Annotated in this window: 22 protein-coding genes and 2 tRNA genes; 17 read left to right on the top strand and 7 right to left on the bottom strand. The window is 45.6% G+C overall.

Translation table 11 applies throughout. The annotated features are described in order from the left end of the window. Positions 1–166: 166 nt before the first annotated feature. Positions 167–469 carry a helix-turn-helix domain-containing protein gene (locus LEP1GSC047_RS04535; RefSeq protein ID WP_010414675.1) on the top strand — a complete coding sequence of 101 codons (303 nt, stop codon included), beginning with the start codon at positions 167–169 and terminating at the stop codon, positions 467–469. A 94-nt stretch (positions 470–563) separates the two neighbouring features. Here LEP1GSC047_RS04535 and LEP1GSC047_RS04530 read toward each other — a convergent pair whose 3' ends face one another. Next, on the bottom strand, positions 564–1,211 hold the full coding sequence (locus tag LEP1GSC047_RS04530; protein ID WP_010414673.1) for a DUF6946 family protein: 648 nt from the start codon (positions 1,209–1,211) through the stop codon (positions 564–566). 553 nt (positions 1,212–1,764) lie between these two features. Continuing rightward, the gene (locus LEP1GSC047_RS04525) at positions 1,765–2,499 is read right to left on the bottom strand and encodes a hypothetical protein (protein ID WP_010414671.1); all 735 of its coding nucleotides are present in this window, start codon (positions 2,497–2,499) and stop codon (positions 1,765–1,767) included. 353 nt (positions 2,500–2,852) lie between these two features. On the opposite strand from LEP1GSC047_RS04525, the gene lsa25.6 reads away from it, so the two are divergent. The 4 genes from lsa25.6 to LEP1GSC047_RS04505 all read left to right on the top strand — a co-directional run bounded on the left by lsa25.6 (position 2,853) and on the right by LEP1GSC047_RS04505 (position 5,518). Continuing rightward, entirely contained in the window at positions 2,853–3,566 is a 714-nt protein-coding gene (gene lsa25.6 / locus LEP1GSC047_RS04520) for an Lsa25.6 family adhesin (RefSeq protein WP_103186204.1), read from the top strand. A gap of 49 nt (positions 3,567–3,615) precedes the next feature. Next, on the top strand, positions 3,616–4,320 hold the full coding sequence (locus LEP1GSC047_RS04515) for a DUF1003 domain-containing protein (RefSeq protein ID WP_010414668.1): 705 nt from the start codon (positions 3,616–3,618) through the stop codon (positions 4,318–4,320). Between the two features lie 413 nt (positions 4,321–4,733). Next, positions 4,734–5,090: a hypothetical protein gene (locus tag LEP1GSC047_RS04510; RefSeq protein WP_010414666.1), complete on the top strand. Its 357-nt coding sequence runs from the start codon at positions 4,734–4,736 to the stop codon at positions 5,088–5,090. Next, positions 5,087–5,518, top strand: a complete 432-nt coding sequence (locus LEP1GSC047_RS04505) for a hypothetical protein (RefSeq protein WP_010414664.1) — start codon at positions 5,087–5,089, stop codon at positions 5,516–5,518. The genes LEP1GSC047_RS04510 and LEP1GSC047_RS04505 overlap by 4 nt, the downstream gene beginning before the upstream one ends. Before the next feature lie 174 nt (positions 5,519–5,692). On the opposite strand, the gene LEP1GSC047_RS04500 is transcribed toward LEP1GSC047_RS04505, so the two are convergent. The 4 genes from LEP1GSC047_RS04500 to LEP1GSC047_RS21095 all read right to left on the bottom strand — a co-directional run bounded on the left by LEP1GSC047_RS04500 (position 5,693) and on the right by LEP1GSC047_RS21095 (position 7,036). Then, positions 5,693–5,980 carry a HigA family addiction module antitoxin gene (locus LEP1GSC047_RS04500; RefSeq protein ID WP_010414663.1) on the bottom strand — a complete coding sequence of 96 codons (288 nt, stop codon included), beginning with the start codon at positions 5,978–5,980 and terminating at the stop codon, positions 5,693–5,695. A gap of 11 nt (positions 5,981–5,991) precedes the next feature. Next, complete coding sequence (locus LEP1GSC047_RS04495; protein WP_010414660.1) at positions 5,992–6,270, bottom strand: type II toxin-antitoxin system RelE/ParE family toxin; 279 nt, start codon at positions 6,268–6,270, stop codon at positions 5,992–5,994. Between the two features lie 152 nt (positions 6,271–6,422). Beyond that, positions 6,423–6,734 (bottom strand): HigA family addiction module antitoxin, encoded by a 312-nt coding sequence (locus tag LEP1GSC047_RS04490; RefSeq protein ID WP_020988391.1) that lies wholly within the window; start codon positions 6,732–6,734, stop codon positions 6,423–6,425. A 14-nt stretch (positions 6,735–6,748) separates the two neighbouring features. After that, a complete protein-coding gene (locus LEP1GSC047_RS21095; protein WP_010414657.1) occupies positions 6,749–7,036 on the bottom strand; it encodes a type II toxin-antitoxin system RelE/ParE family toxin in 288 nt (95 codons plus the stop codon). Between the two features lie 638 nt (positions 7,037–7,674). Here LEP1GSC047_RS21095 and LEP1GSC047_RS04485 point away from each other — a divergent pair. The 12 genes from LEP1GSC047_RS04485 to rpsG all read left to right on the top strand — a co-directional run bounded on the left by LEP1GSC047_RS04485 (position 7,675) and on the right by rpsG (position 19,770). Beyond that, positions 7,675–7,746 (top strand) — tRNA-Thr (locus tag LEP1GSC047_RS04485). Positions 7,747–7,762: 16 nt separating this feature from the next. Continuing rightward, positions 7,763–7,833 (top strand) — tRNA-Trp (locus LEP1GSC047_RS04480). A 47-nt stretch (positions 7,834–7,880) separates the two neighbouring features. Next, positions 7,881–8,063 carry a preprotein translocase subunit SecE gene (gene secE / locus LEP1GSC047_RS04475; protein ID WP_010414655.1) on the top strand — a complete coding sequence of 61 codons (183 nt, stop codon included), beginning with the start codon at positions 7,881–7,883 and terminating at the stop codon, positions 8,061–8,063. Between the two features lie 35 nt (positions 8,064–8,098). Further along, positions 8,099–8,644 (top strand): transcription termination/antitermination protein NusG, encoded by a 546-nt coding sequence (gene nusG / locus LEP1GSC047_RS04470; protein WP_010414653.1) that lies wholly within the window; start codon positions 8,099–8,101, stop codon positions 8,642–8,644. Positions 8,645–8,685: 41 nt separating this feature from the next. Next, positions 8,686–9,114 carry a 50S ribosomal protein L11 gene (gene rplK, locus LEP1GSC047_RS04465; protein WP_010414651.1) on the top strand — a complete coding sequence of 143 codons (429 nt, stop codon included), beginning with the start codon at positions 8,686–8,688 and terminating at the stop codon, positions 9,112–9,114. Between the two features lie 4 nt (positions 9,115–9,118). After that, a complete protein-coding gene (gene rplA, locus LEP1GSC047_RS04460; RefSeq protein WP_010414648.1) occupies positions 9,119–9,811 on the top strand; it encodes a 50S ribosomal protein L1 in 693 nt (230 codons plus the stop codon). A gap of 25 nt (positions 9,812–9,836) precedes the next feature. Next, complete coding sequence (rplJ, locus tag LEP1GSC047_RS04455) at positions 9,837–10,370, top strand: 50S ribosomal protein L10 (protein ID WP_010414646.1); 534 nt, start codon at positions 9,837–9,839, stop codon at positions 10,368–10,370. A gap of 45 nt (positions 10,371–10,415) precedes the next feature. Beyond that, positions 10,416–10,799, top strand: a complete 384-nt coding sequence (gene rplL, locus LEP1GSC047_RS04450) for a 50S ribosomal protein L7/L12 (protein WP_010414644.1) — start codon at positions 10,416–10,418, stop codon at positions 10,797–10,799. 134 nt (positions 10,800–10,933) lie between these two features. Beyond that, positions 10,934–14,614, top strand: coding sequence for a DNA-directed RNA polymerase subunit beta (rpoB, locus tag LEP1GSC047_RS04445; protein WP_010414642.1), 3,681 nt, complete (start codon positions 10,934–10,936; stop codon positions 14,612–14,614). 12 nt (positions 14,615–14,626) lie between these two features. Continuing rightward, a complete protein-coding gene (rpoC, locus tag LEP1GSC047_RS04440) occupies positions 14,627–18,832 on the top strand; it encodes a DNA-directed RNA polymerase subunit beta' (RefSeq protein ID WP_010414640.1) in 4,206 nt (1,401 codons plus the stop codon). 75 nt (positions 18,833–18,907) lie between these two features. Next, positions 18,908–19,282 carry a 30S ribosomal protein S12 gene (gene rpsL, locus LEP1GSC047_RS04435; RefSeq protein ID WP_010414637.1) on the top strand — a complete coding sequence of 125 codons (375 nt, stop codon included), beginning with the start codon at positions 18,908–18,910 and terminating at the stop codon, positions 19,280–19,282. A 14-nt stretch (positions 19,283–19,296) separates the two neighbouring features. Then, complete coding sequence (rpsG, locus tag LEP1GSC047_RS04430; protein WP_010414635.1) at positions 19,297–19,770, top strand: 30S ribosomal protein S7; 474 nt, start codon at positions 19,297–19,299, stop codon at positions 19,768–19,770. Positions 19,771–19,914: 144 nt separating this feature from the next. On the opposite strand, the gene tnpC is transcribed toward rpsG, so the two are convergent. Beyond that, on the bottom strand, positions 19,915–21,492 hold the full coding sequence (gene tnpC / locus LEP1GSC047_RS04425; RefSeq protein WP_020988503.1) for an IS66 family transposase: 1,578 nt from the start codon (positions 21,490–21,492) through the stop codon (positions 19,915–19,917). Positions 21,493–21,515 lie beyond the last annotated feature (23 nt).

The raw sequence follows: 21,515 nt of genomic DNA, 5'->3' as shown, positions 1-21,515 counted from the left end.
GGAAATTCCGCGCCCTCGTAAAATTTCCGGCCGAAGTAAATTTCTTTTACATTTTCAAAACAAGATATTTGTCAATCGGATCTGATTTTGTCCTTTTCGTTTATCAACGAATTTTTCCCTATTCCGATTTGGTATATAAAGAAAATAGAAGTAAAATGGGAGAACTTTGAGTAAGACTATATATAGCGACGAATATCGCCGGATCATAGATAAAGTGCGACAAGCACGTATTTCGGCGGAACTGACTCAAGAGGATGTAGCTCAAGCGCTAGGCATAAAGCAATCCTTGGTTTCCAAGATCGAATCCTGTCAAAGACGAGTAGATGTCTTGGAGTTGTTAGAATTAAGTAGGTTTTTAGGCAAGCCTGTGGAATTTTTCTTTTACGCTTCCGCCTCCGGAAAATTGAAAAGTCAAAGCAGAAAGACCTTAAAAGCTGCCTCCGTAAAGAAGAAGAAACGGACGCGGTAGCAGCATTTAGATTTCTACTTTCCGTTTAACGGATTCGGCAAGCCTTCCGATCGATGCCGGCTATACCTGCGGTTTGGACGAAGTCGTATCCAAATCATATTTCCAAAGAGCGATGCAACGCGAAATAGATGCTTCGTCCTCCTATGATCGAGGGCTCCGGAAGGAAATCATGATTCGGTACGATTTCGAAAGCCTCCAATAGTTGATTAAAATCGGTTTGGATGCCCGGATTTTTGCCGAAGCTTTGGACGAGAAAAATACCTCTCGGCGTCGAAAAATCATCCATTACGGAAACCAGGGAATAAAGTCTTCGGAGCAGTTGGTAACGTAAGGAAAGAGTTCGCTCCAGTCGGATTCCCAGTGTGGAAAGTAGAGAGGAGAGTTTTTGCAATCTCGCGGGAGATTCTTCCAACCAATCGGAGATGATAGGGCCTAGGGATTCCTTACCGTCGACCGCTAAGATCCAGAGTCCCGCTCGATTTTTACAAAATGCTAATAGATCCGCTTGCGACTGCTGTGAAAGCGGGGGCATCGAGATTTTATACTGGGGAATCCCGAACATAAATTTCAAATCGGACAATTCCTTTAATCGCGAAAATCGATTGGAAACTCCTTCCGGAATTCCCTCGGCTTCCTGCCATTCTCTCGCCAATTCAAACGCGGGAAACCCTTGGACGAAATGTTCCGGAGAGTAGAGTAAATCCTTCCACTCATAAAAATGACGAATCTCCTTTAGAAACATACAAATACCTTTATATAAAATATTCTAAAATAGCATAATTTAAATCAAGTAAAATATCGAATAGAGGAATATTCATGACGATTCGATAGTTTCCTCGTTTGAGAAAATAGAAGTTTCGGAATTATAATTCCTGAACTCTTCCTCGAAACGAATCTAGAGTACGGAAGGATATCTCAGGAAGAAAGGGTTACAAATTATTATAATAAACGAATTTCTAAGATCGAGAGGAATGATATCCCAAACGGGATGTATCAAACTCTGACGGAGGAACATTTAACCTTTGCGATTCGATTTTCGTTCCAAGCCTCTGCGATCCGTGCACGAAATTAATTTACTTCCATTACGGAAATTTTAAGGAGAAGACAGAGGACGGAGGACTGAACATTGATAAGCATAGTTTCCATGTTCTAGAGGAAGATTCTTGCGTTATAGTAGATCGGTCCTCTAGCCCAGCTGCCTTCATAACATCGAGCGCGTCTGTCCTCAGTCATCTGTCCTCTGAAAAGGACCTTTCTTCCAGAAAGGTCCTAACAAGATCAGTGATTCGCTTTGATTAATAGGTATTATTTAAAGTCGCGCACTGGCCGATAGCGGTGTTACGAGACGTTCCATAAGAACATCCGATTGCTATTAACGTAGGCGCGGCCGCAGTCGGTGTAACATTGCTCCAAAGAAATTGGCTTGTAGGAAAGTCCGTATTTATTTTAGCGAGGACGGCAGATGAGCAGGAAGGTTCACTTGCTATTGATGCAAAAGTCATTACTAAATTTTCATATTGAAAATTTTGGAATTGGGCTACGCTAGCGGAGATAATTGCACTGGTTTGTGCCGTAGTCAAGGAAGGCCAAGATTTAGTAATAGAGGCACTTCCTTCCGCAATCATACTTGTGATCGGGGTCCATTGTAAACTTGCGGTCACTGATGTCCAAGCACTTTGGCTTAGGGGGCCACCGTTCATCTGATTTTGAATTGCCGCACTCGTATTTGTACATCCGCTAAGGCCTTGAGCGATATTAAGAGCAGCCGTGAATTGCCCTTTGGCGATCGTAAAGGTTGCATTTGGGTCCGTTCCGTAGAGAGTTGCTTGGTTGCAAGAGCTGGAAGGAATGGGCGATAGAGAAGAAAGGTAACTGTTGGGCCCTAATTTTTGAGTCTGGGCACAGTTTCCGGAGGTTAGGGCCAAAAGGGCAATGATCGCGGCGTCATCGTTACTCTTTTTCTTTTGTGTACAATTGGTGAAACTGGAAAGGCAAATAATTGCAATCCCGGTCAATATTATTTTTTTCATGGTGAAGAAGATCTCCGTACTTAGGTTTAAGGGGCATTCTTCGGAATGATTTTCTACGCGTCGATAAAAATTATCTTTTTGATATAAAATATTGTAATTAATATTCAATTTGACAAAAATGGGAAAGAAGGATTTTTGGTCAGATTTGGTTAAAATGAAAAATAATTCATAAATAAAACATCATAATGATACTTGATTTATTGAAAATGAAACTTGCCAAGGATATTTTGTTAGGAAAGTAAGAATTCTTCCTTTTTTGTCCTGAGAGTCCAGAGATCGACTTATCTTTACGATTTATTTTTGAACTCGTTTCTATCATTTCTGCCAAAAATAAAAATCTACTGGGTGTTAAAATGACGGTTGGCATTGGTATGTCTTTTTTGCGGCAAATATTCTTAATATTTCTCCCTTTCTGCGGTTATTTCTTGGTTCTATCTTGTTCCGGATCGTTCGAGACGACCGATTATTCTGCGGTAAGAGGAGTGGACCCTAATGTCCACTCCTATCTATTTAAGAAGACAGGGAAGATCGTATTTATCGAGATTGATGAGCGCCGATCCGGTATGGCGGATACTTGGCAATGGGTATCCGGTGACCCTACGAATCCAAAAAATACGAATGTTCTCTATAGAGAACTGGCAACGAAACCCGGAAGGCCGATCGATGTGAAGACCTATTATGGACCTAATAATTTCAAAATAGTGGAACTTCAGGATTTGAACGGAGACGGAAGATTTGAAACGACCGTCTATTTTAACTGGCTTGCGTCCCCCCAATCGATTTCCGGGATTATCGCTAGGATCGAGTCCGATACCGATCACAAGCCGGGAGTGGACCTTTGGATTTATCCGATGTCTCGTATGGAGTTGGATACGAACGGAGACGGGCAGCCGGACCGATTTATATCGGATGGGGAAACGATCAATAGACTGTACGCAAAGTATGTAACGGAGGGAACTCTATCGTCCGATGGCTTTAAGGTATTGCCGCCGGCTTTATCCTGGGCGATCCACCCTTCCTTGATTCCGGAAGGAAAGAATCGGGCGATTATTTCCGGTTCATTTTAGCAATTGCTTTTCCCGGTGACTCTTATCAATCTTTGATAAGAGGTCTAAGATGGATAAGGTGGTTTGTTCGATTACGAAAGAGGAAGCGGATTCGGAAAACTGTTATAAGGCGAGTACGATTCCGAGGCTCATTTTCCAAAAAATGAAGTTAGAGTATCCTGAACTGACTCCCGATTCGTTCATTTCGATTCCGAAAGTCAAGGAATTCCAAAAAAAATACCTGAGCCATTTGATAAACGAAGAATCTACCGAATTGGATCGATTGGAGAAAGAGGTTCTCGAATCGATAGAAAAGAATGAGATTCTCTCCGAAAATATCGAACCGACGATGGAGCATCGGCTTACTTTCGGAGAGAAAATCTCCGATCAGCTGGCGGAGTTTGGCGGAAGCTGGACTTTCATTTTTTCGTTTTTCACATTCATCTTGATTTGGATATCGATCAACGTAGGAAATGTTTTCTTTCGTCCCTTCGACGTTTACCCGTTCATACTTTTGAATTTATTGCTTTCCTGTGTTGCCGCGATTCAGGCGCCGATCATCATGATGAGTCAAAATCGTCAGGAGCAAAAGGACAGAATTCGCAGCGAACACGATTACAAAATTAATCTAAAGGCGGAATTGGAAATCAAGCTTTTGCACGAAAAGATCGATTATCTGATCGCGCATCAAAACAGGAAATTGCTGGAAATCCAGGAAATCCAAGCGAGTTACTTGGATGATATTTCGAGTAAGCTAGATAAACTTCCGTATTAAATTTTAAGAGAAAAAAGGCTCCGATTTCGGCGCACTTATCTTCGAAAGAATATCGCCGCTAAGAATATCGGAACAAGCTCCGGCATTCCGGTTAGTGCGTCCTCGTTTTAGATCCACGATTATGAAGGTATCTTTTTAAGTTCGAGCTGGTTCCGCTTTTTAAAATCAATTCTAACACCTCGGAGCCTCCCGCTTATATTTCGCTTATTAAATGAGTTATTAAGTGAATTTTTTTAGGAAATTCTTTCGAACTTCTTTTTTAAATATTCGTATCATTTTCATTGCGATATACTTCCGTTCGTTCGATCGGCTTTTACGAAATTCTTATCTTCTATTTGTACATCGGACTTATACGCGAATTAGAGAATGGCTCTTGACTTCCTCGGTAAAGAAAGGAAGTTTCTACCTTAAAGATGAGTTTGAATCCTATTTGCGTGCGCATTATTGCGTGCTTTGTTGCCTCCCTATCTTTACTGGATTGTTACGGGAGGAAAGTTCTCGGACAGTTCGACGAGCTTACGATCGGATCGGAATATTCCGCGACCCATACCCTAGCGTCGAACGAACGAATTAAAACCGAATTATGCGATAAAACCTTTTTGAATGCGTTTCAAGTGGGCATTCATGGGGCAAAGACGGATGTTCTTAGGGAGGCTCTCAAGAAGGAGATGGAAAGGGATCCTAAAATTATAGCCTTCCTCGACGTTCACTTCGAACATTCCGGCGGTTGTTGGAAAATCGAATACACTCCGGAAAGAAAAAAGAAATGAGTCGATTTATAATCTTCGTTCTGATTATCCTCACGCTTCAGGCCTGCTTATACGAGAAAGGATACATTCGGAGGATCCAGATTGATCCGAACGGTTCCCCTAAAATGGAAGAGGTGCAAGTCGTTCAGCCGAATAAGGTCAAATTTCGGAAATGTATGTATTCATTCATCGTTTTGTTTTGGTACAATCGCCCTTTTCCTTCCACTTGGAACGATCTAATTGCCGATCCCGATTTTGATGAGCACAAATCGGTCAAACTGAAGAACGCAGTCGTATATATCGATGGAATCGATTTTTTTCCACCTTGGACCGTGTTCATGCTATTTCTTCCGTTTCCAACCGTTCCAATCATGAGGAGTTGCGGCGTTGTGGAAGGGGAAGTTGTCGGCACAGGTTCTCATTCCAGAGGACAGAAGACAGATGACTGAGGACAGAACATCGATAAACGAAATTTCCACGTACTATAGAAAGATTTTTATGCTAAGAGTGGATTTTCCCCCGTCCTCTGTAGCATTTTCAACATCTAACAGCTACTGTCTTCAGTCTTCTGGCCATGGTTAGGCGACGATTTGGCCTTTAAAGAAAAATTAGATTAAATAAGTTTAAGCTGATGCGGGAAATTTAATAACATTCCGGGGCTTGTCCTGCAGGGCTGTCCATAAATCCAATTTAATCTGCATATTTAACCAACTCTCTGCAGAAGTATTTGTCGCTAAAGCAATCCGAACTGCTGTCTCGGGTGTTATCGAACTCTTTCCATTTACTATTTCAGAAAGTGTCTTACGTGATATTCCTAAATCTTTTGCAGCTTCCGTTATCGTTAAGCCCAAAGGTTTTATTATATCTTCCAATAAGATTTCACCAGGATGAGTAGGTTTTCTTTTATTCATAAATTCTTGCCTTAATGATAATCTTCATAATCCACTAATATAGCATTCTCACTTGCAAATTCAAAAGTAATCCGCCAGTTGCCATTTATCCAAACTGACCATCTAACCTTTTCTTTCCCTTTAAGCGGATGTAATCTATAAGCTGGCAAATTCATATCTTTAGGAGATATGGATGAATCTAACCTATCCAAAATACGTGCTAATTTGTCTGCATGATCAGGCTGAATTCCCTTTTTACTTCCAGTCTCAAAAAACTGTTCCAATCCTTTATGTTTAAAAGAAAGTATCAAGAATTACATTGTAACCCATTGGGTTACAATGTAAAACCTTTTTCTATTAAAATCGAATTTGGCGAAGCCTGAAGCGAGGGTTACGAAGCAATCCCGAGCGAAACGGAGGCTACGTATTTAAACGCTGGCGGGGTTGATAATAAGAATGATAATTAAGCGGAAATTAAACCTAACTCAGTAATATTATGAATTGAATCCAATTCCTTTTTAAACTGCTTACCGGCTTCTTCCAAATCATAATAATTCTGAAGATTTAACCAAAACTCTGGTTCGATTTGAAAAAACTTACCCAGTTTCAACGCCGTTTCTGCTGTAACTGATCTTTCTCCACGAATAATCTGCCCAATTCTAGTCTGCGAAAGACCCGTTTCTTTTGATAATCTATATACTGATATTTGCATCGGTTTAAGAAACTCCTCGCCCAGTATATCTCCAGGATGAATATTTTTTATTTTACCAGCCATTTATCTTAAACCTCCTAATGATAATCTACTATCTCAACTTCAGATGCATTTCCATCTGACCAATTGAAGCAAACTCTATACCGCGAATTTATTCTTATACTCCACTGACCTTTCCGATCACCTTTTAATTGCTCTAAATGATTGCTTGGAGGAATCTTTAGAGCATCAAGGGAAGGAGCCGCCGCAATAATGCGAAGTTTTCGTCTTGCCGTCTCAAATAAAGCAGGCGAAAGCTTAATCTTTTTTGAAAAATTACCATCCCAAACGATTTTGGTCTCTTTATCCGCAAAAGATAATATCACTACTCGATAGTATCTCAGAACAAGAGTATTTAGTCAACCTTTTTTGAACATTTAGGATCTGAAATAGTATTTCCATGTTTTATAGAACAGATCTGGCCGGGCGGCGTCTAATTTTGACGGCTCGCATCGGGGCAGATGACAGAACATTGATAGACGGCGTTTCCACGCACTATAGAAAGATTTTTATGCTAAGAGTGGATTTTCCCCCATCCTCTGTAGCATTTTCAACATCTAGCAGCTACTGTCTTCAGTCTTCTGGCCTCTGTCTTCTGCAGAGGACAGAACATTGATGAGCAGGGTTTCCAGTTCTGGAGAAAGATTCCTGTGTTATAGTAGATCTTTCCTCTGCCTTTATTACTTTTCCAACATCTAGCAGCTTCTGTCTAGCGTGAGCGAAGCGAATGCATCTGTCCTCCGTCCTCCGTCCTCTGAAAGCGAACGCGTCTGTCCTCTGGCCTCTGTCCTCTGAAAGGGACATAATGTAGAATCTCGTCCTGTGATATCGGTTCGTATCCCGGCTCCAAGCATAAATAGTGCCAAACTCTTCGGAATACATACGCTAAAACCTTGACCGGGGACCCTGGGCAAAAATACTGTGTATTTCTAGCTTCCCTACCTGGGAGCGGATAGCAAAACATGCCCTCTTAGCTCAGCGGTAGAGCACTTCCATGGTAAGGAAGGGGTCACCAGTTCAAGCCTGGTAGAGGGCTAGTTTTACGATTTTATAGGCCTGTAGTTTAATGGTAGAACTAGGATCTCCAAAGTCCTTGGTGGGAGTTCGATTCTCTCCGGGCCTGCATGGAACCGGCTCTTCGAGGGCAGTCATAGCACAGGAAGGAAACGAGTGAAGTTAAACGTTTTTATACAAGAATGCCGCGAAGAACTGAAAAAAGTTCAATGGCCCAACCGCCAAGAAGTAGTGCAGTCTACGTTTGTCGTGTTGGCCACGGTTCTTTTCTTTTCTACATTTCTTTTCCTTTCGGACATGGCCTTTGTCCGGCTTCTTACCGGATTTTGGAACCTGTAAGTCATAGGAATCGAGAGGCGGCAGAGGGAATCATCATGGGTGAATTGAAATGGTATGCGCTGCAGACTTACTCCGGTCACGAGAATAAGGTGCAGAAGAATTTGGAGAAACTTGTTCAACAGCGCAAGCTGGAGGAAAAGATTCCGCAGATTCGCATTCCTACCATGGACGTCGCCGAAATGAAGAACGGCAAGAAGAAGGTTTCTAAAAAGAAGCTAATGCCGGGTTACGTTCTTATTGAAATGGACATGGACGATGATCTACGTTTCATGATCCAAAGCCTTCCGTCCGTTTCCACGTTTGTTGGATCCAAGGATGGGGGTCCGGAGCCTCTCTCCGTGGACGAAGTAAAGAATCTCTTTGCGGAATCCGGAGAGCTGAAATCGGAGGAACCGGCCGCACCGCGGTTGTTGTTCAAAGTTGGCGATAGTCTCAAGATTATCGACGGACCGTTTGCCAACTTTACCGGAGTCGTGGATGAGATCTTCCCGGATAAGGGAAGGCTCAGAGTGAAGGTGGAGATTTTCGGAAGATCCACCCCTGTGGAATTAGATTATCTACAGGTCAAAACCGAACCCTGACCGGTGGGTGAACCGGGAGAAACAAGTAAGGTGTTTCGCCAATGGCAGCAAAAAAAGTCGTAAAGCAGATTAAGCTTCAAGTGGAAGCAGGCAAGGCCAACCCGGCACCTCCAGTAGGTCCCGCTCTCGGTCAAGCCGGTTTGAACATTATGGAGTTCTGCAAACAATTCAACGAAAGGAGCAAGGCTCAAATCGGCCTGAAACTTCCCGTTGTAATCACCGTATTCTCCGATCGGAGTTTCACGTTCATTACCAAGTCTCCTCCGGCAGCTCTTCTCGTTAAGAAGGCGATCGGCCTGGAAACTGGTTCCGCTACTCCCCATACCGTTAAGGTCGGGAAGATTACTCGTAAGCAGCTCGAAGAGATTGCAAAGACCAAGATGGAAGACCTCAACGCCAATGATTTGGACGCTGCGGTTCAGATTATTGCGGGAACCTGCCGTTCTATGGGCGTCACGGTAGAAGGATAAAACGATGAAGCGCGGAAAAAAATATCGTGCTGTAAAAGAGAATATCGACAGCACTAAGGTGTATCCCATCGAGAAAGCGGTAGAATTAGCGAAAGCTTCTTCCTACACCAAATTCGATGGAACCATAGAAATCGCCACTAAAGTCAATTATAAGTCTCTTCAGAATATTCGTGGAACGATTTCCCTTCCTCACGGAACCGGAAAGCTAGTTCGTGTATTAGTTTTCTGTAAGGGAGACAAGCAAAACGAAGCTAAGGCTGCAGGTGCGGAATTCGTTGGCGACGCGGACCTAATCGAAAAGGTCGCGGGCGGATGGACGGATTTTGATGCCTGCGTTGCGACTCCGGATATGATGAAGGATGTCGGAAAGCTGGGACCGATCTTGGGACGTAAAGGTTTAATGCCTAAGCCGAAAGCGGGAACGGTCACCAACGATGTTGCAAAAGCGGTCGGCGAACTCAAGTCCGGAAGGATCGAATATCGTCCCGATAAAGGTGGCGTCGTTCATCTAGGAGTCGGCAAGGTTAGTTTTGATCAAACCAAGCTTGTGGAAAATATTCGTACCGTAGTTCAAACCCTTCTCCGGGATAAACCCTCGGATGCCAAGGGCGATTACCTGAAAACCTTTGCGGTCTCTCCTACGATGGGCGCAGGGATCAAAGTCGACGTTAAGGAACTGGTCAACTCGGCCGTTTAAGGTCGAAGACAGGGAGAAGAATCAGATGCCCAGCCAGGAAAAACACGAAGCAGTCGCCCTATTAAAGGGCAAACTTGAGGCAAGTAGCGACTTTATCCTAGCTAGCTACAGCGGCCTTACCGTGGAGGAAATCACCGGTCTCCGGGCGAAACTCCGCAAAGAGGGTTCGGAATTAAAGGTGGTCAAGAACAACCTTTTCCTTCTCGCACTCAAGGAATCAGAAAAGCATAAGGATAAAAACATTGCCTTTGGACCCGAATACCAAGGTCCCTTGGCGGCAATTTTCGCCGACGCGAATCTACCCTCCGTAGCAAAAGTCCTGAAGGAATTTGCTAAAACCAATAAGAACCTAATTTTAAAAGCAGGTTACTTGGACGGATCGGTTTTGGATGCGGAAGGCGTAGAAGCAATCGCAGGTCTTCCGAGCAGAGAACAACTTCTTGCTCAGATCGCAGGCGGAATCAACGGTCCGGCCCGGAGTATCGCTTCCGGAATCAACCAGATCATCGCAAGTCTTGCGCGAGCCATTCAAGCAACCGCAGAGAAAAACAACCAGTAGAACCCATTTAGTACAAAGGACCATACGGAATCAAAGGAGCACCCAATGTCTACCACTGAAGCGTTATTAGAGCAAATCGGCAAGCTGACCCTGGTCGAGGCAGCCGACCTCGTCAAAAAGATGGAGGAGAAGTTCGGAATTTCCGCAGCTGCTCCCGTAGCAGTTGCCGCAGCAGGCGGCGGAGCAGCACCAGCTGCAGCAGCCGAAGAGCCGGCATCTTTCAATGTCGTCCTGAAAGGCTTCGGAGATAAGAAAATCGAAGTTATTAAGGTAGTTCGCGAGATCACCGGTCTTGGCTTAAAAGAAGCTAAAGATCTAGTGGAAGCTGGCGGAAAAGCAGTGAAAGAAGGCGTCGCGAAAGCGGAAGCCGACGATCTGAAAAAGAAACTAGAAGCGGTTGGCGCTCAAATCGAACTTAAGGCAGTCTAATCTGTTCGGGGCTAGTCTCCTAGATACCAGATTACAATCCTTTCACTTAGGCAAGGAGGCCCTATGGACCTCCTTGCTTTATTGCTTTTATTCACACATATTATGATTTTTCATTATCCATTAGGGGGTATCCGATGTACGGTCAAGTAGAGAGAAAACGGGTAAATTTCGGTAAGATAACCAATCTGGATTACCTTTCCAACTTGATTCAGATTCAGAAGAAGTCCTTCGACTGGTTTCTTCAATCCGAAGTTAAGGACCCTACCAAAAGAAAGAACCAAGGGTTAGAAGCGGTCTTCCGCGAAACTTTTCCGATCGAAAGTCCGAATAACGATATGGTGATGGAATACAGTCACTATGTTTTGGGCGATCCAAAGAAATCACCGCAAGAATGCAAAGATACCGATGCGACGTTCGCACTTCCCCTAAAGGCGGTTATTCGTCTTATCATCAAGGAAACGGGCGAGATTCGCGAGCAGGTCGTTTATATGGGCGATCTTCCCGTGATGACCGAGCAAGGAACCTTTATCATCAACGGGGCCGAGCGCGTTGTCGTGAGTCAGCTCCACCGTTCTCCAGGAATTTTCTTTTCCTACGATGCGGAAAGAGATACATATTCCGCTCGTGTGATTCCATACCGCGGATCCTGGCTGGAATTCGAGATGGACAATAAGGGAATTCTGGTCGCCAAAATCGATAGAAAGAAAAAATTTCCCGCCACTCTTTTGATTAAATCCTTAGGACACGGCACGAACGAGGAAATTCTTCGTCTTTTCTACAAAGCTTCCAAGGCGAAGCTTGCCGGTGGGAGCTCCCGCGAACTCAAGAGATTGATCGGTCGACGCGTAATCGCGGACGTGATCAACATGGAGACCGGGGAGGTCATGCTCGAAGCCGGCTCCAAGATCAACGAAGACAATATCTCCATCTTGAAAGAGATGAAGGTAAAAGAAGTCGAATTAGTCGAGTTTCCCCGTGATAAGGATAACCCCGTTCTCGTGAACTGTCTGGAAAAAGACGGCGTCAACGACTACGAAGACGCAGTTCTTAAATTCCACGGTATTATGCGACAAGGCGAACCTTCTACGATCGAAAACGCCGAGACCGAACTCAATCGCCTCTTCTTCTCTCCTAAAACCTTCGATTTGGGAGACGTCGGCCGTTATAAGATTAATAGCAAATTCGAATTCAATAACCCGAAAGAGTTTACGAGCGCGAAAGAAAGAGTCCTTCGCCCGGCCGATATCATCGAAACCGTTCGCTATTTATTGAATCTGATTTCCGAAACCGAGAACTACTATCCGGACGATATCGACCACCTAGGAAACCGTCGTATCAGATCGGTGGGAGAATTGATCTCCAATCAATTGAAAGTCGGTTTTACTCGGGTTGAGCGCGTGATCAAAGAGAGAATGACGGTTCAAGAAGTCGGGACCCAAACTCCGCAACTTCTGATTTCGATCAAACCGATCACTGCGGTTATCAACGAGTTCTTCGGTTCCAGCCAATTGTCTCAGTTCATGGATCAAACCAACCCTTTGGCGGAATTAACTCATAAAAGACGTCTTAACGCGCTCGGTCCGGGCGGTCTTTCTCGAGACAGAGCGGGATTCGAAGTGCGGGACGTTCATTACAGCCACTACGGTCGTATGTGTCCGATCGAAACTCCTGAAGGTCCGAACATCGGGCTCATTCTTTCCATGTCTTCTTATGCGCGGGTAAACGATTACGGCTTCCTAGAAACGCCGTACCGCGTGGTTAAGAACGGAAAGGTCGCGAATCAAATCGAATACCTGACCGCGGATAAGGAAGAATATCATTATATAGCCCAATCTTCTTCGGCTGTGGACGAGAAAGGAGAGTTTAAAAGCAAACTCATCTCGACTCGCCACCGTTCCGACTTCCCGTTTAGAAATCCGAACGAAATCCAGTACATGGATTTGGCTCCGATGCAGGTGGTTTCCGTTTCGACGGCATTGATTCCTTTCTTGGAGCATGACGACGCAAACCGGGCCCTGATGGGTTCCAACATGCAGCGCCAAGCGGTGCCTTTACTCCGCCAGGAAGCTCCCTATGTGGGAACCGGAATGGAAAGTCGTGCTGCGTATGATTCCCGAATTTGCGTAATCGCGAAACAAGACGGATACGTGAAATACGTCGATGCGGAAAAAGTCGTCGTCGAGCAAAAGGGCGGCAAAGAATCCGATACGTACGACTTGACGAAATTTAAGAAGACCAACCAAGGCACTTGCTTTAACCAAACTCCCGTAGTCGGAGTGATCCACTCCGAGATAGACGGAAAAGTCAACAAGGTAACCAGGGAGAAAATTGAAGTCACTGCGGATAACGGAAGCATAAGAGAATACAATCTTACTTCCGGTTCTAAACAGTATCATCCGATCGTTTCCAACGGAGAAGAAGTTCGGAGAGGAACTACTCTTGCAGGACAAGTCGTCTTTGGCGAGAGAATGGACGAGCTCGGAAACATTCTGCAAAAAGGAACCGTTCTCGCGGACGGACCTGCCGTCGATAACGGAACTCTTGCATTAGGACGAAACGTTCTGGTAGCGTTTATGCCTTGGGAAGGGTATAACTTCGAGGACGCGATCCTCATTTCCGAGAAAGTCGTAAAAGACGATATTTTCTCTTCTATCCACATCGAAGAGTTCGAGATCCAAGCTCGGGAAACCAAATTGGGACAAGAGCAGATTACTCGGGACATCCCGAATCTTTCGGACAAAGCTTTCCGCGATCTGGATGAAACCGGCGTGATTCGCATCGGTGCGGAAGTGAAACCGGGAGATATTCTGGTCGGGATGGTGACTCCAAAAGGAGAAACCGATCTGACTCCGGAATACAAACTTCTACATTCCATTTTCGGCGAAAAAGCGAAGGAGGTCAGGGATTCTTCTCTTCGCATGCCTAACGGTTTCGAAGGAACAGTAATCGACATCAAGCGCTTCTCCCGTGAGAAAGGCGACGAATTGCCCGCGGGTGTGGAAGAGATGGTCAAGGTTTTCGTAGCTCGCAAGCGTAAGCTTCTGGTCGGAGACAAGATGGCCGGACGCCACGGAAATAAAGGTGTCGTGGCTCGGATCATGGCCGAAGAGGACATGCCGTACATGGAAGATGGTACTCCGATGGACATCGTATTGAATCCGTTAGGAGTTCCTTCCAGGATGAACTTGGGCCAGATTTTCGAGACACAACTCGGATTGGCCGCAAGCCGTCTCGGAATTAATTTCGAGACCCCGGTATTCGACGGAGCCACCGAAGCGGACGTGGAAAAATATTGTAAGGAAGCGAATCTTCCTCTCAGTTCTAAATTTAGATTGTACGACGGACGGACGGGTTTGCCGTTCATGAACGAAGTGTTTTGCGGATACATTTATATGTTGAAGCTGGCCCACCTCGTTGATGACAAAATCCACGCTCGTTCCACCGGACCCTACTCTTTGGTTACTCAGCAACCTTTGGGTGGTAAGGCTCAGTTCGGGGGACAGCGTTTGGGAGAAATGGAAGTGTGGGCGCTGGAAGCATATGGCGCATCCCATACATTGCAGGAGCTCCTCACCATTAAATCCGACGATATGTTGGGAAGGGCGAGAATTTACGAGGCGATCGTAAAAGGAATCCATTCCATCAAGCCGGGAATTCCGGAATCATTCAACGTATTGGTACAGGAACTCAGGGGACTTGCTCTGGACATCGTCATCACCGACTCCGAGGGAAACACCGTGGATATCTCGGACTATGAAGACGAATATTCCAAGAGCAAAAAGAAGATTAAATTCGAGACCATCGAGAACGCCTAAGGGAAGGTTAGCATGAGATCCAATAACGACTTCGAATCAATTACAATCAGACTGGCTTCTCCCGAACGGATCAAAGAATGGTCCTACGGCGAAGTTAAAAAACCGGAAACCATCAACTATCGTACTCTGAAACCGGAAAGAGACGGACTCTTTTGCGAAAAGATTTTCGGAACCACCAAGGATTGGGAATGCTATTGCGGTAAGTTCAAATCCATTCGCTATAAAGGCGTGGTTTGCGACAAATGCGGAGTCGAGGTAACCCACTCCAAAGTTCGTCGCGAGCGCATGGGTCATATAGAACTTGCGGCGCCTGTTTCTCATATCTGGTACTATCGTTCGGTGCCGTCTCGTATGGGACTCTTACTGGATATGACGATCAACCAGCTCAAGAGTGTTCTCTACTTCGAAAAGTATGTGATCATCGATCCGGCCGACACGGGTAGAAATCGCGGGGAGCTCATCGACGAGGAAGAATACCACGCGTATTTGGACGAGTACGGCGACAAATTCGTGGCCGGAATCGGCGCGGACGCGATTAAGGAGCTCCTGTCTCGTATCGACGTGGATGCGGAAGCGCGTATCATTCGTCAAAAGATCCAAGAGAAGGAAAAAATCACAGATAAGAGAATTCTAAAACGCCTGGAAGTCTTGGAAGCGTTCCGGGATTCCGGTAACCGTCCCGAGTGGATGGTATTGGATGTTGTTCCGGTCATTCCTCCGGAACTTCGCCCGATGGTGCAATTGGAAGGCGGGCGCTTCGCGACTTCCGACTTAAACGACCTTTATCGTCGTGTAATCAATAGGAATAACCGACTTAAGCGTCTTCTCGCTTTGAAGGCTCCGGAAATCATCGTTCGTAACGAGAAGCGTATGTTGCAGGAAGCTGTGGACGCTCTCTTTGATAATAGCCGTCGCAAACGCACGGTAAAAGGAAAAGGAAATCGTCCTCTCAAATCCATTTCGGATATGTTGAAAGGAAAGCAAGGGCGTTTCCGCCAAAACCTTCTCGGTAAACGCGTGGACTATTCGGGACGTTCCGTAATCGTAGTCGGCCCGGAACTGAAATACCACGAGATGGGCCTTCCTAAGAAAATGGCTCTCGAACTCTTCAAGCCTTTTATTATGAAGCGACTCGTGGATCTCGACTTGGCTCCGAACATCAAGTCGGCTAAGAAAAAAGTCGAAGCCGAAGAGAAGGAAGTTTTCGACGTTCTCGAGACCGTCGTAAAAGAGCACCCGGTCATGTTGAACCGTGCTCCGACTCTTCACCGTCTCGGGATCCAAGCTTTCTTACCGATCTTAGTGGAAGGAAAAGCGATCAAATTGCACCCTCTCGTGTGTCATGCGTTCAACGCCGACTTCGACGGGGACCAAATGGCGATCCACGTCCCTCTGACTCCGAAGGCCCAGTTGGAAGTGTGGATGCTCATGCTTTCCCCCCATAATATTCTGAACCCCGCTAACGGGCACCCGATTTGCGGACCGACTCAGGATATCGTATTAGGAATTTATTATCTAACTTCCGAACTTCCTTCCGAAGCGGGAGTTCCTCTCAAGTCCTTTGCGAACTTGGAAGAGGTGACTTACGCGATTGATCGGGGTGTGATCGAATATAGAACGAAAATCTCGGTCCTTCACCAAGGAAAAATTCTGGAGACCACTCCGGGAAGATTGATCTTCAATACGGTTCTTCCGGAAGGATATCCTTACGTGAACCGTGCTCTCTCCGATAAGGAGACGAACAGGATTATCGCCGAAGTGTACGAGAAATACGGTCCGGCACAAACCGTTCTCATGTTGGATGATATTAAGAAATTAGGATATCGTTACGCTACGATCTTCAGTCCGACTATTTCCATCGAGGATATCCGCGTATCTCCCGGCAAGGTTACTCTAGTCGGCGACGCCAATAAGGAAGTCGAACGTGCCGACGGTGAATACCGCAAAGGTATCATCACCAACGAAGAACGTAAGAAAAAAGTGATCGAGATCTGGACCAAAACCAACGATCTCATCACCGATTCCATGTTCAAAGAACTGGAGAAGGATAAAGGCGGATACAATCCCGTATTCATCATGGCTGCGTCTGGCGCCCGCGGATCCAAACAACAGATCCGTCAGTTGGCTGGAATGCGCGGTTTGATGGCGAAACCTTCCGGAGAAATCATCGAACTCGCGATTCGTTCCAACTTCCGGGAAGGTTTGAGCGTTCTCGAATTCTTCATTTCCACTCACGGTGCCCGTAAGGGACTCGCGGATACGGCTTTGAAAACCGCCGACGCCGGTTACCTGACTCGTCGTCTGGTGGATATTTCCCAAGACGTGATCGTCGCGGAAGACGATTGTCAAACCGAAGAATGCATTACGTTAGGAACGGTAAAGGAAGGGGAGAACGTAATCGTTTCCCTCAGTGATCGCGTCTTCGGCCGCTATACCGCCGAGGATATCGTAGATCCTGTTTCCGAGGACATCGTTTATCCGAAAAGTACCCTGATTACGAGAGAAGTCGGTCAGAAATTGGAAAACCTAGGTTATGAAAAAATCAAGGTTCGTTCTCCTCTGACTTGCGAAGCTCGATGGGGAATCTGCATTAAATGTTACGGCATGGACATGGCTCGTTTGACTCCGGCGGAAATCGGAGAGGCGGTCGGAACCATCGCCGCTCAATCCATCGGCCAACCGGGAACTCAGCTTACGATGCGGACCTTCCACATCGGTGGAGCCGCTTCCGCTAAGGTTCAGGAGAAGGAACATAAGGTCGGATATCGTGCGATCGTAAACGCGATCAACGGACGGACTCTATCCACGACGGATCGGGGAATTATCTTCACTCGCCGCGGATCCATCGTGGTTCAAAGGCTGATCCAGCAGTTCAAAGCTTCCGATCTGACCAACCTCAGAGTGGAAGACGGACAAAAAGTGGATAAGGGTGAGTTGGTCGCAACTCTCGCCTCCGGAGAAAACGTCACTTCGGACGCACCCGGTACGATCAAAATCGAGAACGGTTTATTCAGAATTCTCGGTGAAGAAGCCGTCGTTCCAGTGAAGACCGGAACAACTCTGAACGTTAAGTCGACCGATATCACGGAAGCGAATCAGGCTCTGGCCGAGTTCGACCCGTACAACGAGATCGGAGTAACCGAAATCGAAGGAACCGCTCAATGGGTGGATCTGGAAGTAGGTAAGAACGTTCGCCGGGACGAAGACGTTAAAACTTCTAACGTAAATTATAAAGTGATCGAACAGCGTAGGGACAAGCTGGTTCCTCGTGTAGTCGTTTCATCCGGAGGAACCCGCGAAGAATATCTTGTCCCTGTGGACGCGATTCTTTCCGTGCAAAACGGAGACAAGGTCAAGGCAGGAGATATTCTATTCAAGATTCCTACCGTTGCCGAAAAAACCCGGGATATCACCGGTGGTCTTCCTCGCGTGGACGAACTCTTCGAAGCACGTCGTCCGAAAGACGCGACCACTCTCGCGGAAATGGACGGTAAGATCGAAGATAACGGAGAAATCGTAAAAGAGAAACGGGTTCTCTATATCGTGCCTGACAGTGAAGATTTAGATAAAGTTAAAGTAACGATTCCGATCGGTAAACAACTTCGTGTTCGTCACGGTGACTTCGTAAAACGCGGAGATCAGATGGATGACGGGAACCTGGATCCCCATGATATTCTTCGAGTTAAGGGAGTTACCGCTCTTCAAGTGTATCTGGTGCAGGAAGTTCAGGAAGTCTACCGCCTCCAAGGTGTGCATATCAACGATAAGCACATCGAAGTCGTAGTTCGTCAGATGATGCGCAAGGTCTTGATTACGGATTCCGGGGACACCTCTTTCGTGAATCAACAACAAGTGGATCGCTTTATGTTTGTGGAAGAAAACAGACGAGTCATTGCGGAAGGCGGCTCTCCCGCGCAATCGGTTCCGATTCTTCTGGGTTTAACGAAGGCATCCTTGAATACCGAATCGTTCTTCTCTGCGGCGTCTTTCCAAGAGACTACCAAAGTTTTGACGGACGCTGCGATCAAAGGAAAGACGGACAACCTGGCGGGACTTAAGGAAAATGTGATCATAGGTCATATGATTCCTGCAGGAACCGGAATGAGAAAATATCGCGATGTTGCGGTATTCAAAGAAACGTATGGAGACCTGGATCAACCGATAGAAGTGGAAGAGGAAGAGATTCCCCCAGTAATACCGGAAGATACGGAGAACTAAAGAGATTTACAACAGAGCGGGTACTGACGATCTGGTAAAATCGGGTCGTCACCCGCCTAAAAATAGAAGGGATTCATGCCTACAATTAGCCAACTTATACGCCACGGCAGGAAGAAACAGAAGAACAAATCTAAATCTCCTGCTCTTAAGAGTAGCCCCCAACGTAGGGGAGTTTGCACAAGGGTGACCACGTTCACTCCTAAAAAACCGAACTCCGCTATGCGAAAAGTAGCAAGGGTGCGTCTTACCACCGGAATCGAAGTAACCGCTTACATTCCTGGCGAGGGACATAACTTGCAGGAACACAACGTTGTTCTGATCCGCGGTGGAAGGGTCAAAGACTTACCAGGGGTTCGTTATCATATTATCCGCGGTACCTTGGACACGCTCGGTATTGATAAGCGTCGTAAAAGCCGTTCCAAGTACGGAACGAAAAAACCTAAGGCGTAAACGGGAGATAGGGAATGTCCAGAAGAAGAGGAAAAGTCGAGCCCCGCAAAATTCAGCCGGATTCGGTTTATGGCGACGCTCATATCGCAAAATTCATCAACTGTCTTATGGTAGACGGAAAGAAATCCGTAGCAGAGAGGCTATTTTACGATGCACTCGAGTTGATCCAGAAGAAGACCGGAAATGATCCGTATGTAACCTTCAAAGAAGCTCTCGAAAACGTAAAACCGCAAGTGGAAGTAAAATCACGCCGCGTGGGTGGTGTTACGTATCAAGTTCCTATCGAAGTTCGCCCGGAGCGTCGTTTAGCCTTGGGAATTCGCTGGCTCATTCGTTATTCCAGAGACCGGAACGAAAAAGGAATGGCGAATAAACTAGCTGCGGAATTCATCGAGGCTCAAAAAGGCACAGGTTCTGCCATCAAGAAGAAGGAAGATATCCGCAAAATGGCGGACGCAAACAAGGCGTTCAGCCACTACCGCTGGTAAGAAATTTCTTAGTAATGACGACCCGGATTTTTTTCCGGGTGTAAAGCGCATGTCTCTCGACTCGTTCGAGAAATCCCAATCAATGAAAGGAGGCAAAAGCCTCCTTTTTTTATATCCGGATTAAAACCCTTATTACGTAACCGCCTAATCAAGCACAGGTATAGCGAGTTGCGGCAGATCCTGACAAGAAAGACTCCTCGGCTCGCTTTCCCATGACTTAAATAGATCCCGCAAATACGCATAAGGATCGACTCCCGCGAGCTTTGCAATTTGAACTAAAGAATAAAATCCTGCACTTGCAGTCGCTCCTTCCGGGCAGCCAGAGAAGAGCCAATTTTTTCTTCCGATCACAAAAGGACGAATATCATTCTCGACCAGATTTGTATCCAATTGCAATTCCGGATGGTCCAAAAAGATGAGCAATTTTTCCCATTGGCCAGCGAGATAACCAAGGGCTTTACCCATCGAAGATTTCGGAGCGACTTCTATAATTCGTTTATTCATCCAGGAACGGATCTCATCAACGACCGGCTTGGATTCAGATTGTCTCCGTTTTAAATGTTCTTCGGAACTTAAACTTGCTTCTCTGGCCTTCGACTCGATTGCATAGAGCTTACCGATTTCCTTTACGATCCATTCTGCTTGAGCGTTCTTAGGATCTATTTTTAAAATTTCAAAGAATCTCCTTCGAGCATGATTCCAGCATCCTGCATGAAGAATCTTTGATTTTACTTTCAATAAAGAATCGTAAGATTCAAAACCGTCTGTTTGGATAATCCCTTCGAAGTTGGAAATCCATTCCTCTAAAAATTTAGCACTCCGACTCGGTTCATAATGATATAATACTACCGGTTTTTCTCGGATAAATCCCCGAATCACCCACATATAGGATTTGGTTGTATTCGACCTTTCCGGTTCGTTTAACACTTGGAGAACCGTCTCATCTATCTGTAAATACTTCGATTTGAAAAGCTCTTTTCTTATATCCTCAATCATTGGAGAAAGCTTTTCATATACTTGGATCGCAGTATTCGATAAAGTTGTTCTTGAAATATCGACTCCCGATCTTTGAAGAATTCCAGCTTGTCTGTAAAAGGGAAGAGCATCTGCGAACTTTTGAGTAAGTGTGTAAGCTAAAAAGTTCGATGAAAGCATACTCTTTTCGGCGATTTGATTGGGAACTGGTGCTATTTTAACGACAGGTTGATTTTCATCGGAAGTCCCTTCACAATGCTTGCACGCATACTTAGGGCGAATGTGGACTTCGACTTGGATTTTTGCCGGGATTAGATCCAGCTTCTCGGACTTCTCCTCTCCGATTCGAGTCAGCTCATGCCCGCAAGAACAGGTTTTGTCGATTTCGGGAATATCGTGCAAGATTTCAATTCGGGGAAAGTAGTCAGGAAATGGTTTTCTTCCAGTCTTCTTTCTCGTATGGCCCTTGACTGGAGTAAAAAGACTGTCTTCCTCCGGATCAGGCGAATCTTCTTTTAGAGAATTTTCTATTTCGTTAAAAAGAAGTCCTTGGTCTATCTCGATTTGGCTCCATTTCTCCGTCCTTCTTCCGAATAGTTGGATCTTTAAGCGCTCAATTTGGTCGAGATGCTCGGCTTCTCTCTGCCTTTGGAGTCGCAATTCTTCAGAGTACTTATTATTTTGGAATATAATAATTTTCTTTAGTTCTTCTACATCATTCGGCAGTTCGTTTATATCTAAGGACACGGCATCTAAATGTAGATTTTGCG

Origin of the sequence: Leptospira inadai serovar Lyme str. 10, from assembly GCF_000243675.2 — a bacterium.
In the GTDB taxonomy this organism is placed as follows: Bacteria; Spirochaetota; Leptospiria; order Leptospirales; family Leptospiraceae; genus Leptospira_B; species Leptospira_B inadai.
Note: the sequence above shows the minus strand (reverse complement) of the source record. Positions and strands in the feature narration are given on the sequence as shown.

Bases quoted from the DNA above. Each gene is read 5' to 3' on its own strand.
- LEP1GSC047_RS04515 (WP_010414668.1), top strand. From the start codon at position 3,616: ATGGATAAGGTGGTTTGTTCGATTACGAAAGAGGAAGCGGATTCGGAA.
- nusG (WP_010414653.1), top strand. From the start codon at position 8,099: ATGGGTGAATTGAAATGGTATGCGCTGCAGACTTACTCCGGTCACGAG.
- rplJ (WP_010414646.1), top strand. From the start codon at position 9,837: ATGCCCAGCCAGGAAAAACACGAAGCAGTCGCCCTATTAAAGGGCAAA.
- LEP1GSC047_RS04530 (WP_010414673.1), bottom strand. From the start codon at position 1,211: ATGTTTCTAAAGGAGATTCGTCATTTTTATGAGTGGAAGGATTTACTC.
- rpsG (WP_010414635.1), top strand. From the start codon at position 19,297: ATGTCCAGAAGAAGAGGAAAAGTCGAGCCCCGCAAAATTCAGCCGGAT.
- rpoB (WP_010414642.1), top strand. From the start codon at position 10,934: ATGTACGGTCAAGTAGAGAGAAAACGGGTAAATTTCGGTAAGATAACC.
- rplL (WP_010414644.1), top strand. From the start codon at position 10,416: ATGTCTACCACTGAAGCGTTATTAGAGCAAATCGGCAAGCTGACCCTG.
- rplK (WP_010414651.1), top strand. From the start codon at position 8,686: ATGGCAGCAAAAAAAGTCGTAAAGCAGATTAAGCTTCAAGTGGAAGCA.
- rplA (WP_010414648.1), top strand. From the start codon at position 9,119: ATGAAGCGCGGAAAAAAATATCGTGCTGTAAAAGAGAATATCGACAGC.
- rpoC (WP_010414640.1), top strand. From the start codon at position 14,627: ATGAGATCCAATAACGACTTCGAATCAATTACAATCAGACTGGCTTCT.
- rpsL (WP_010414637.1), top strand. From the start codon at position 18,908: ATGCCTACAATTAGCCAACTTATACGCCACGGCAGGAAGAAACAGAAG.
- LEP1GSC047_RS04525 (WP_010414671.1), bottom strand. From the start codon at position 2,499: ATGAAAAAAATAATATTGACCGGGATTGCAATTATTTGCCTTTCCAGT.
- lsa25.6 (WP_103186204.1), top strand. From the start codon at position 2,853: ATGACGGTTGGCATTGGTATGTCTTTTTTGCGGCAAATATTCTTAATA.
- LEP1GSC047_RS04510 (WP_010414666.1), top strand. From the start codon at position 4,734: ATGAGTTTGAATCCTATTTGCGTGCGCATTATTGCGTGCTTTGTTGCC.
- LEP1GSC047_RS04505 (WP_010414664.1), top strand. From the start codon at position 5,087: ATGAGTCGATTTATAATCTTCGTTCTGATTATCCTCACGCTTCAGGCC.
- LEP1GSC047_RS04500 (WP_010414663.1), bottom strand. From the start codon at position 5,980: ATGAATAAAAGAAAACCTACTCATCCTGGTGAAATCTTATTGGAAGAT.
- LEP1GSC047_RS04490 (WP_020988391.1), bottom strand. From the start codon at position 6,734: ATGGCTGGTAAAATAAAAAATATTCATCCTGGAGATATACTGGGCGAG.